Genomic DNA, 11,779 nt, shown 5'->3' with positions numbered 1-11,779 from the left:
CGCGGGGCCGCGCGAATCTTCTAGATCAGATCCGGGTATTGCGTTCGAAAGACCTCCATCTGAATCTCCAGATTCCGCAATGCTCGGTCGATCACTGCGTCCTCTTCCGGCGTCGCGTCGTACGCCTCCTGCACTTGCCGCATCATCACTCTCAGGCCCTCCACGGCGTCGATCTCCCTCTCCACCGTCCGCACCTTCACTTCTTCCGCTGGGTCCTTCGGAAACCTCACGTCCGTGATCGTCATCGGCAGTTCTTCTCCCTCTATGTGCAGAACTCCCCACAAGCGATCCAACATCGTCAAATAGGTCTGCGGGAACTCCCGCTGTACCCACTTCGGAAGCATCCACGACAGGCGCGGTAGTTCGCTGTGGTGGAACATCTGATCCGCCGGGTCCTTCGCTCCGTCCGGCATCGGAAGCGCCCACCTGCGCGGGTTCTCCTCCCACTCCTGAATCTCGCGCTCCTCGCGCTCCATCAAGTCCTCGCTCACTGCGGACAGGCGCATCTCCGCGTTCAACGTCTCTAACTGCGTTCGGCTCATCTTCTGGTTCGATTTCATCGGGCAACTCCTCTACTTCAATAGTCGCGTTTTCAAACCGCTGCGTTACCGCCGCGATTATGTCGGCCGCGACCTCGCGTTCCTCGAGCCAGCGTGTTGCTTGCTCGAGCCACCGGCGCAATTGTGTCGTCGCCTCCGCCCACGACATGTCATCCGTGCGCGTCAACGTCTCTACAGTGGCCCCAGGCCACACGCCGATAATGTGACCTGCATCACGTCCTTCACGATACCATCCGTTGCGATTTTCCGCAGTATCCGTGCGTGCGATCTCCGGCACTTGCCCTCTGTGCGCCTTGCCAACCCAGTAGCCCGAGCAATCTTCGGCGTCCACTGACCACACATCCGCCTCGACGCGCGCGATCCTTAGCACTTTGCCCCAAGGCGACATCACCCCAGGAGAGGGCCGTCGCTGCAACCGTGCCCGCTCGGCCGCCGCACGTGTTTTCGCCGTCTTTTCAGCGTTGTCATCTGTGTTGAAAATGCCGCCTAGGTCCAACATTCCTTGCTCGAGCACGCCTTCTGCGCCTTTCTTCAATAGGTGTCTATGCCAGTTCCGCATGGAACCGGTTCACCTGCTCACCGCCCTGCGCGATATGACCGAACGCTTCTAAAAGAACGGGAGGGGCGCCAAGGGCGCCCCTCCCGTCTTCATGAGACTCGCGTATTTAGTTCATGCGTGGCCCGCCGGTTGACGGTCCCGCAGTATCCAATACAGCGGCGAGCAAAGGCTCAGTGCCCGCTTCGAGACCGCCGCCGTATCCCACACCACTATTTGTTTCGCCCAAGCGTGTGGACGGGCGATTACTCACCACCGTGGCATCCTCTACTGCGGACTTCATGCCTACCGTAACTGCTGCGGTCGTGGCGGTGCTTGCGAGGACTGCGCCGTCAAGGCTCGAAGCCCGCGCGAATGGTTCGTTGTCGCTTTCACGCCTATACACGTCCCGGGCGCGGCCAGTTTCAGGGTCCAGTGTTGCTTTTTCAGCGACGAAACTGTGCGAGGGATCAGTGAAAACCCACTGCCCGGTCGCCTTACCGTTGTCGTAATGTCCTGCGGCGATCACTTGCCGGTTCTCGTCCATCACGACCGACGGCACGCCGTCAGGGTGGCGAGTAGCCTTACCGTCTTTGACCCACGTCGCTACGCGCCGGTTCGTTCCCATGTTGAACTCGCGGTATTGCACTCCGTCGGCCCCGCCTGGCCCTAGCGGGCGTTCGAATAGCGACTGCGGGAGCACCTCGCTCGTTTCGACGTACAACTGGTGCGCGCGAGCGGCCTGGATAATCTCCTCGCGGGTTGCCGTGTGGAATTTATGTGCCTCGCTCAACCTTGCTAAAGGAGTGTCCGGCGCCGCCCGCCCAACTTGCTCTAGTTTCGCAGCCGGGTCGTCCGTGTAGGGGAACCATCCGCCCCTCGCGTCCCGCGTGATGTCTGTAGCACCCAGCCACCGCAACGCCCGGGCCATGTCCGCTTCGCTAACATCCGCGAGCAAATCGGGCCGCTCAAGGAACCGAGACGTCACGACTTTTCCGTCCTCTACACGCACACGTGTACGCGCATTAACACGTTCACCGTCGGCGCCAACGTTCTCGAAGGTTTGTACTGCTGTGCCCGCTCCAAGGTGATAGGCCCTCAGTATCGGCACAACGGCTGCGTCAAGGGTTTCGTCGCTGCGCCCTTCCTTCATCCGTGTAAACGCTTCACGTAGATCGTCACTTGAGGCGAGATTCCATGCCTGCACGCGCCGTGACCGCATCCCAGCATTTGCCCGTGTTTCAACAAATTCCACATTGTCGCCGTTAACCTCGATGCCGAACTCAGTGCGTAGCCACGCCGTGAACTCCTCATCTTCGCCCTCGGCCACGGACGACGGGTCAGTGTCGCTAACAACGCGTGTCGGAGTTTGTTCTGCCACAGGCGTCTGCTCCGCCCGTGTCCACTCCACTGGTTCCGCGCGCTGTGCACGTGCGCTATTCCCCGCGCTCACGCGGCTAAGTTTTCGACTCCAAAACACACTACGCGAGATCGCGGCATTCGTGAGCGCCAGCAACATTTCCAGATTGTCGTACACGCTCTCCAGAGCGCTTTGATGATGTGTCCCTGAATCAACCATGCGTGATTCTCCACCCTTCCCTCGTGACTATGCCCTTGCGCCGGGTTAGAAGTGCACTCCCGCGTTCGGGTTAGCGGCTTGTGCATTCATCATGGACGGGTTATTTACGACGTCATCCCATTCCGCTTGCGCACGCGACGTACGCGCCGACACCGACGCGTCCTGCTGTGCCTGAACATTCTGCTGCGCCCGCACCGACGGGTTCACCGACACCGAACGCATGGAAAGATCCGGTGCGACCCGCACGCCGTACCGAAGACTGCGAACCACCGCAACACTAAGGCTGCCGTCGTCCTTTTGCACCGGGCGCACATGCACATCGCCGCGCCCCGAAATCGTCACTGGGTCCCCACTCTTCAAGGATGCCGCAACGTTTTCCGCCTGTGCCCCGTACACTTCGACCTTGTGCCAATCCGTGCCAGCTTTCACGAACTCATTGTTCTCACCGCGCCGGTAGCGGTCCACGGCCACATCAAAGCGGGCGCGCGGCTTGCCCTGCTGGGTCATCTCCAGCACAGGGTCGTCGTTGCCAATCGTTGCCGTCTTGGCTTGCAGCTCGTATTGAGCGCCTTCAATCTTTACCCAGTCGCTCTGGTTTGCCATTGTTCTCGTCCTCTCACTTGCGAGTGAGTGCCACGGTTGTGACACCTCACTCGCTCACCGAGAACCGGGCACGCCTCCACAGGCTTCTAAAAGTGACTGGAGGCGTGACCGCACACCCACGCGCGGTCACGCCTCCACTTTCATATCCCATGCACCCATCCGGGACATGATCCACGGTAAGGGGGCACTGAAACTTTACCCGACCTCTGTTGTCTCTCCCGTCATTGTTGCGGCAGTTTCATCACCTGAACTGGTATTTGCCGTTTCGAGGACAGGCTGCTCCTCCTCAATCGGCTCACCAATGACCGGGTTCTCCGGCGCCGGTGTTTCCTCAATCGGTTCTGCCGGCGTCAATTCGGTAAGTGGCACCTCATCCACCGGGTCGGCAGGCTTGAGCGGAATAAGCGGGAACTCGTCATCTTCTGTTTGCGGATCCGTACCGATTTCTTCCTCGACCTCATCCGGCACACCATCCTCGTCGCTATCCGCTGGGATAAGTGGGATCAGCGGGAACTCGTCCTCGGCAACGTTCGGATCCGTACCGATCTGCTCCTCGACCTCATCCGGCACACCGTCGCCATCAGTGTCCACTTCCTCCTCGGGCAGCGGTTCGGGCTGTGGTTCAGGTTCAGGTTCGGGTTGCGGGTCCGTCGGGTCAGTGGGCTGCTCACCCTCACCTGGCGTTCCCGGCTCCTCCGGCTGGGGATCGGGCTGTGGTTCAGGTTCAGGTTCAGGTTCGGGTTGCGGTTCTGTCGGGTCAGTGGGCTGCTCATCCCCACCTGGTATTCCTGGCTCCTCCGGCTCCGGCTCCGGGCGAGGTTCGCTAGGCTTCGTTGTTCCCTTACCGCTATCTGAACCGTCGTTGCCCTCCTCAGTTCCCGATTCTGGCGTATCGGGCTTGGTCGTATCCACTGCGGGGGCTGCTTCAATCGCGCCTTCCGACTCCGGTTTCGGCGTGAACGGGTCATCCTCCGGCTTCGCCTGCGGGACGCGATCCTCGTCCTGCCCACCGAGCGTGAAGTCCGTATTTACGCGACGGCTCGAGTCCTCTGGCTGAGCGTGCTGGTTGAACTGAATATCGTCGCGGCCTTCTGAGCGTTCCACGGCATCATCCGAGTCACGTCCGGACGCCCACAGCTCACGACCTTCATTGTTCGTTCCAGGTTTCGAGTCCGACGGACGCAGCGCCTCCACTTGCCCCGCCTCTTCTGCCTGCGCAAACACACCGTCGCCGCTGGCGCCCAGTGTGCCGCCATCCTCAGCTACCGAGGTTGGCGTGGCCGACGCTGATGCACTGGAGGAAGAACTCTCGCTTGCCGTCTGCCCCGTGCCACTGCCTCCACAACCGGTAGCGAATGCTGTCATAGCGGCCACTACTGCGGCCACTTTCCGCGCCCGTGTGGCACGGCGCTGAGCATTACGTACTTCTCGTCTACTCATCGTTGTCCTTCCATTTGCACCAACACGCATTCTGTTTCTCGCACGATCCACTGTGTAAGCGAGCTGGTGAGTTGATATGTCACTTCTTCATCGCTACTCGTGACTTGCCCGGTCTGCACGTCTAACCACCGAGTACCGTCCTCGTCTTTCACAAGCAAGTAATCCCCTGCGGTATCCACCACGGTGAACTCCTCCGGTGCCTCCTCGACAGTGCCATCCGTAGCGATCAGTTTTCCGGCAAACTCCGCACCGTGCCGCGACCGCTTCATCTTCGCGTTGACCGCCGCTTCAAGCGGCACGGTTGCTGTTGCCTTCGTTGCACCATCGTCCAAACTCATCACGCTGAATGGGACCTGCCGGTTCTCGTCTTGTGCCGCGGGGTCATCCCACACCAACACGAGGTGCCCTCGGTAGATACCGACCGCGCGCCGTACCTGGACGTTCTCGCGCGGTGCTGTGGGCTGGAGCACTTGCATATCGCCACTTTTCGCCCACTTCGTGACCACACCGTCAGCCGTTGCCGCAAGTGCGGTCCCGTCCTCCATCACGCCAATAGTGATCGAGTCGTTTCCTGCGGCGATTTGCGTGACCTGCTTCTGATCCAACCGTCCTGACCAATCGCCGTTGTCGAAGACAAGGACGCCTCCGGCCACCGCCGTGATACCGAGTGGGCGCGTGTGTTCCACACGTTGAATACCGTCCTGCGCCGTCCACCAGGACATGACTCGTCCCGTCGTCCAGGCAATGACGTCTTTGCCACCCAGCGTGCCCGCAACAAGTGCCGCCTGCGGCGTAACGTCGCTAGACGTCGTGACCGTTCCATCGCTTGCCACGATCTGCACATGCCCGTTGGAGTCGATCACTGCTCCCGTCCCACGAGGCGCGAGGACAGGCCGTGCGCCTTTTTGCGTGGAACCTCGCCAGATCACGTTTTGTTCACTCACCGTGCCGGGGCTGGGGGAGTGGGTCCCTTCGTGTTGCCCGGGCTGTGCACTCGCCTGCAAGTCGGTCGGTTCACGCAACACCTGCATACCGAGGGCGACCGCGCCACCGCCTCCGGCCAGGGCTGCTAGCCCGATACACCCCATCATTAACACCTTGCGGCGTGCGACGCCGCCAGGTTGATAAACCGCAGAACGTACTTCCTTCTCGTTGCCCGATTGTTCGAGAATCCGCGCGAGCTCGTCCATCTGTGACTGGCTCATGCCTCACCACTTCCTCCCGCACTCCCGGCAAATCGCGGCCACCGAGGCGAAGGTTCATACGTTCTGACTCCCGCTACACGCTCCCACTCCTCGTCAGTCGCTGTGGTGACGTCGCAAATCGGTGGACGCGGCTCCACATGCTGCGTAGCTTTGCACTGCAACTTACCCGTGTGCCCATGCAAACGGATACGGAACGCCGCAAGCATATAGTTGAAGGTGTTAGGGCCTGCGCCTGAATCCTCAACGGAGAACGACAACCGGTACAAATGCCACAATCCCAACCACTCTGCCGCAATACCCGGGTGCCGCCACCAGCACCCTAGAGCCTCGTTCGCCTCGAAGCGGTACACCTCGCACACCCAGTCAACGAAAGGCCGCAGCTGCTGAAACTGCTCCCTGATGTCGCGTTCACTCGCGTCAAACCACCCGAGAACTCGCGGCCCTGATGCCTCTACACCCTGTTTCGCGCGCTCACGCGCCTCCTGGGCCTCACGCTCAACCTCACTCGGGGAGGTCACTGGTGTGCCTTCGGCTTCAATTACCGATTCTTCCGGGTTGAACTCCTCGCCAGGCTCCTCATAGTCAATAATGCCGTCCAAGGCCAAGTCCTGGCTCATGTTCGTATCGCGCATGGCTATTGCTCCCTCGTTTGATGCTCAAGATGCGCTAGCCCGCACGCGACAAGTCTTTGCTGCATGACCGAGATGACCGCGAATGTGGCGTCCCTACGATTCATCCGTGACCATCCACGATCATGATCCATAAGTGTGTGGAGGCGTTCATGACACCACGCGCACATCGCCAACAAGTCCTCGTCGCTCTCGTGCGAGTCCCATGCCCCGTATTGATCTCGCCCCATGCCCTCATACGACAAGTGATGTACATGCGCATTCTGGTCCGTTAGCGGCTCATCACAACACGCGCAGCGAACATCACCGTGCGCTTCGCGAACGGCGGCAAGAAACTGTGAACGTCGGCGGCGCCACACACGCGAATTTACGTAGCCTTCTTTGCCTCGATACTGCCGGGACTTGTATCCACCTCGTCGCAGACTCATGCCCTCTCCTTTTCCTTCACACGCTTACGCTGTCCAACCGACAAATACGTCTCACCCGGGTTTGACGGGTCAGACGACACACCGTGGTCTTTATGCCACCGCTTAGACTCCGCGACCAGCTCCGCCACATCCTTCTTTTGCGTCCACGGAATCAAATCAACCGCGATAGCCCTCGCGCGCCGCACGATGATAAGCGCCATAAGCTCCGGCAGACGTCGCAACTCAGCGACCGTCATACCTTCCTTCATCTGCACATTCTCATTCCACGACTCGTCGCGTTCCGTACTCCATGACGCATGGGTCGTTTTCCACGTCTGCTCATCCAATAGAGCGATTGCTTCTCGAAGGTCAGAATCCGCGCCACCTCCGCCAAGAATGATCTTGATACCCGAGGACTCCCACACTGTTTGGGCACCGTCTTGACCCCAACCACTACGCAATTGCGAACGCGACTGCACCACGCTCGTGACCTGAATACCCTCACCAGAACCAGCGGCACACCACTGAGGCAGCTGCGGCCACGGAAACACGTTCGCCAGCTCGTCCAAGACCAGACCAAGTGGCGGATCAAGCCTTCCACTCGGCTGCATCATGGCTTTACGGTGCGCCGCCTCCGTAATTGCATCCAGCAACATCACCAACAGCACCCCGACACTTGCGCCTTCGTTACCAGCTTTCAACGGCGAAATCAGATACAGCGTGCCGTTATTGTCTAAAAACTCGTCAATATTGAAGACTTCTCCCTCATCCGGCTGAAACAGCCCCCTCGTTTCAGGAACATCCACCGGGGTCAACGCCGAACTAACACCGAACCAATTCGTCGCACGCTGCTCCACAGGCAACTCCAACGTGGCACGAAGTGACTCATCCCAGCCGAGATCAGATTCCGTTGCCAGAATTTCTACCGCCTCGCGTGCACGTTCAGGATTCTTCGTCCACGCGTACACCTCACTCAATGACACTTTTCCGACGGCAGCGGCGTGCAACAGTGCTTGGAGAATCTCCACGGCCTTCGTCGCGAACTCCTGGTTATTGCCGCCCTCACCAGCACCAAGCCCCGTGGCGTCCACAAGTAACTGTGCCCGTTTACGCGCAACCACACCGTTCTCACAACCCGCGATAGGCGACCACTTCATTGTGGAGCGTCGTCCGGTCACGTTCTCCGGATCCAACACATACACAGGCCCTTTCCTCGCCCGTGCCGCAATAGTCGCCTCCATATTGTCGCCACGGGTAGACGTCGTCACAACCGGCCCCGGCGTCTCAATAATCTGACGCGTCAAAATGCCATAGCCCTTACCCGAACGCGGCGGACCAATCAGCAATACTGCATCCTCCATCGACAAAAACACGTCCACGCCCTGCGACTTGCCCAGATGAAACGCTGCATCTTCCGGCTTAAACCGGCGCTTAACCTTCTCCGCGTGCTTCGGGCGCACCTTGCGACCACGGTCAATCGCAACGTCCGCACCGACCTCACGCCGCACTTCACCCCGACCCGCAAAAACTTCCTTACGGCCCAACAGCTGCTTACGCAAATACTGTGGCGTCAAACGCCGCGACTCTAGGTACTGAAACAACGCCAGCAGTACAAACACCACTATCAGCACAACGATCACGACAAGCACCCATGCACTTGCGTTCGAGATTCGACAGCCATCCGCTGTCGATCCGACCCAACCCAGAAGATCACCAGACAACACCCCAATCACACGAACAAGAAGAGCGTCGTTACCCGTCCTCGTCGGCCACTCACCACATACCGCCCTCGTCAGGCCCCGCGCCGCCATCACAGCGACCCACAGCGCGCCTGCCGCAGCAAATATCGTCACCAATAGCTTTTCTCGCCAACCCAGCGCAAACCGCATGACGTTACACTCCCGCTCGTTTACTCGACGTGTTGAACACTTCCCACTCAGGTCGAGTAATTAACGTTTCCACGACCATCGCTCGATCCCCGACTTTCCACAGCGCCTGCCCCTGCCGTAGTCGCAGCACGGTTTCGACTTCACGCTCACTCAGCCGCAATGCTGCCTGCGTAGGCCCAATTGCTGTTTCGGACTGCTTATGCACGATCTTGATCTGCGCTTTCGATAACAGCCCCAGCGCCTGGGCACGTTGCGGTGAATCCGCCGTGCCGACCATGTCCAAGTCCGTGATTTCGTGCATGATGAGCCAATTCGCTAAACCGAACTCGCCCGCAAGACGCTGCCGCTCGTCCAGCAACTCCACTGCGCGGGGATCGCGCATCTCCGACCACCCCTCCTCAGACACGATTACCCAGTAGCCCGAGTTCTCATCACGCACCACCGAATCCACCCAAAACGAGGTGCACGCCGACGCAACTGCGCGCACATTCTGTGGTTTGTTCAGCAATGTCCTAGTGGAGATCACGATCATCTGTGTATCGCGGTCGAATTTCACCGTGGACTCCTGATCGAACATGCCCGCGAGGTCACCCGAGACCGCGCGATTCAACGAGTGCGCTAGCGCCTCGCCCGCTGTTCCCACGTCATGCTTATCCACTTCACTCGGGTTGCGCAGTTTCTCAATTAGTGCCCTGATAGTTGGCACCTGGCCCGTCTCCACCACCCGTTTAAGCGCTACATCCAGCGCTGTGTACTGCTGCGGTTCCATTGGCCGCCCACTATTCATCACCGAGATAATCGCGATGAGAAGTTGCTGGCGTCGTGAATGCACCTCACTTGCCCACTCCCGCGCATCCATACTCGCGGGCTTGACACCTTCCTCCAACGGGTTAATACGGTTGCCCTCAAGGCCCAGCTCCAGAACCTGATGGCGCGGTACCGTTTCCGCCACACGCGCCCACTCGCCCTTGGGATCCGACGGCACCGCGATCTTGCGGCCCTGCGCGATTAATCTTCGGCACGCTGCCTTCGATGTCGTGGACTTGCCTGAACCGACGCCGCCAATTTGCACAATAGACGTGCCCGTCACCCAACCCTTTTGATACGCGGTCCACGGATCAAAATGAAACCAATCGCCGCCCGTGAGGTTCTTCCCGAGTCGCGCACCTTCCACACCAGTACCGGCATCTGCAAGAAACGGGATAGCCGAACCAAACCGCGCGCTCGATACACGCAACCGCCTCAGCTGCAACCCGAACGAGGTCCCCATCGCACCCGCTAGCGTGTTCTTGCGGACCGCAGGGAATTGCACGGCATGCTCGCTATCGCTTGCTGCATCCACGGGCCGCGAAGCGTTGAATACTTCCTCCACCTCACGGTGCCGCTTGCGCACAGCACTACGCTTTTCCCTCTTTTGCCCAACGTCAAACACGAACTTCGCCATGCTCTACAGCCCCCAACCAAGCGGCAGTGACGACGCACAGAACGCCTCCCACTGCTGACGTTTCAGCAACTGCACATCCAGCTGATTTGCATCCCGATACATCGACTGCACATTCAACTCCAGAGAGTCCTCATCGACGCCAGACACGCGAACATAGCCCGATACGTGCACATTCACGTGCCCCGAAGCAAGCTCCTCCTCGCGTTCACGTAAATCTGCTTCAGCAACTTCATCCAAAATTGAGTCCGGACGCTGCAACCGCTGATTCATTTGCTGCTTCGACCGCAACGCGTAGCGCCGATCTTGAATAGAACGTAGAGCCTTATCCACGCCCTCCACGCGCAACACTGTGGTCACCACGTGCGGATAATCGCCTTCGCAAATAAGTGACTCTAAAAATCCCGAACCCACCTCGGTTTGGGGCCACTGTCCAATCCAAAACGTCATGTGGTACCCGCCCGAGGTCACCAACTTCGTTGGATCATCGTCGTCCACAAACATCGGCACCGCGTGAGCTAGACCGTTCGGGTCAGTGCGCCCCTGAGCCATCTGCTGAATGCGGTCTGCCGACTCGGGATCCAACGCGACACGCACCGCGTCACCTACCTCCGCTGGCGTCAACCACTGCACGCTCGTCACACCGCAACGTTTCAGCTCCTCACTGAACTGTCGCACTTCACCCGCGAGGACCTGCGCGGCACCGCCGAGGCCACCCCCGCCCGCTTTCACGGCACGCGCGGCCCGCTTGACGTTCATGGTGAGTACGACGATAGTGTCACGCTGTACCGGCACCACACGCGACTCGGGACCAACGGGCTGCCCCTCAGCCCCAACAAATTGATCCCCGTCAAGCACCTGCTCCATGACATCCTGGCCCCACTCATCATTCACGTTCCGCTGAGCTTGAATCTCCTCATTCCACGTCACCGCCGCCTGCTTAGTCGCGGGAATAGTGCGGGCTTGAATAGCCAACCGCTCCATATGCGGCCTGCGGATAAGCCCGCGACACACGTCCGCAAACGCCGAAGCACGCTCATCACGATCATCACTAAGCGGCCAACCCACCGACTCACAGCGCAGTGCAACACTCGCCGTCTGAGCACCCGCGTCAAAAATCACGGCACCATCCGCCCATTTCGTGCCGTACACACTGACGCGCGCCCCAGGCTTACCAGGCAACGGCAGGGTGCCCGTCTCCACGGGCTTCTCACTCACACGCCACTCTGTCTTACCTGCTGCACGGCGCATAAGATGCTCCACACTCACACGCACCCGTGACACAGCCGTGCGTCCATTCCAACTCACAGCACCAAACACGACGGTAGGCACAGCCACAATCGCCCACACCAGCGCCGCTTTACCTCCAGCAAATGCCAGAACAAGTACCAGTGACACCAGTCCGAATATCACCAAACAAAACTGCGCCAGGTCTAGGCCCCACATGAAACTCCCACGCTCTAGACGCGGGAACTTCACACGACGACCGCC

The 11,779-nt window shown here is 59.6% G+C and carries 9 protein-coding genes; all 9 read right to left on the bottom strand.

Annotation, left to right across the window (positions count from 1 at the left end):
* Positions 1-20 precede the first annotated feature (20 nt).
* The 9 genes from DAD186_RS10975 to DAD186_RS06945 all read right to left on the bottom strand — a co-directional run bounded on the left by DAD186_RS10975 (position 21) and on the right by DAD186_RS06945 (position 11,767).
* Complete coding sequence (locus DAD186_RS10975) at positions 21-560, bottom strand: hypothetical protein (RefSeq protein ID WP_065248064.1); 540 nt, start codon at positions 558-560, stop codon at positions 21-23.
* A gap of 665 nt (positions 561-1,225) precedes the next feature.
* Positions 1,226-2,476, bottom strand: coding sequence for a hypothetical protein (locus DAD186_RS06980; RefSeq protein WP_157457110.1), 1,251 nt, complete (start codon positions 2,474-2,476; stop codon positions 1,226-1,228).
* Between the two features lie 243 nt (positions 2,477-2,719).
* Complete coding sequence (locus tag DAD186_RS06975) at positions 2,720-3,277, bottom strand: single-stranded DNA-binding protein (RefSeq protein WP_065248062.1); 558 nt, start codon at positions 3,275-3,277, stop codon at positions 2,720-2,722.
* Positions 3,278-3,472: 195 nt separating this feature from the next.
* Complete coding sequence (locus DAD186_RS06970) at positions 3,473-4,642, bottom strand: thrombospondin type 3 repeat-containing protein (RefSeq protein WP_157457109.1); 1,170 nt, start codon at positions 4,640-4,642, stop codon at positions 3,473-3,475.
* A gap of 71 nt (positions 4,643-4,713) precedes the next feature.
* Positions 4,714-5,922 (bottom strand): hypothetical protein, encoded by a 1,209-nt coding sequence (locus tag DAD186_RS06965; protein ID WP_065248060.1) that lies wholly within the window; start codon positions 5,920-5,922, stop codon positions 4,714-4,716.
* Entirely contained in the window at positions 5,919-6,554 is a 636-nt protein-coding gene (locus tag DAD186_RS06960; protein WP_065248059.1) for a hypothetical protein, read from the bottom strand. Before DAD186_RS06960 ends, DAD186_RS06965 begins: the two co-directional genes overlap by 4 nt.
* Before the next feature lie 421 nt (positions 6,555-6,975).
* A complete protein-coding gene (locus tag DAD186_RS06955) occupies positions 6,976-8,847 on the bottom strand; it encodes a type IV secretory system conjugative DNA transfer family protein (protein WP_065248058.1) in 1,872 nt (623 codons plus the stop codon).
* A 4-nt stretch (positions 8,848-8,851) separates the two neighbouring features.
* The gene (locus tag DAD186_RS06950) at positions 8,852-10,291 is read right to left on the bottom strand and encodes an ATP-binding protein (RefSeq protein ID WP_065248057.1); all 1,440 of its coding nucleotides are present in this window, start codon (positions 10,289-10,291) and stop codon (positions 8,852-8,854) included.
* Positions 10,292-10,294: 3 nt separating this feature from the next.
* Entirely contained in the window at positions 10,295-11,767 is a 1,473-nt protein-coding gene (locus DAD186_RS06945; RefSeq protein ID WP_335582196.1) for an SCO6880 family protein, read from the bottom strand.
* Positions 11,768-11,779 lie beyond the last annotated feature (12 nt).

The sequence above is a fragment of the Dermabacter vaginalis genome, from assembly GCF_001678905.1.
Taxonomy (GTDB): domain Bacteria; phylum Actinomycetota; class Actinomycetes; order Actinomycetales; family Dermabacteraceae; genus Dermabacter; species Dermabacter vaginalis.
Note: the sequence above shows the minus strand (reverse complement) of the source record. Positions and strands in the feature narration are given on the sequence as shown.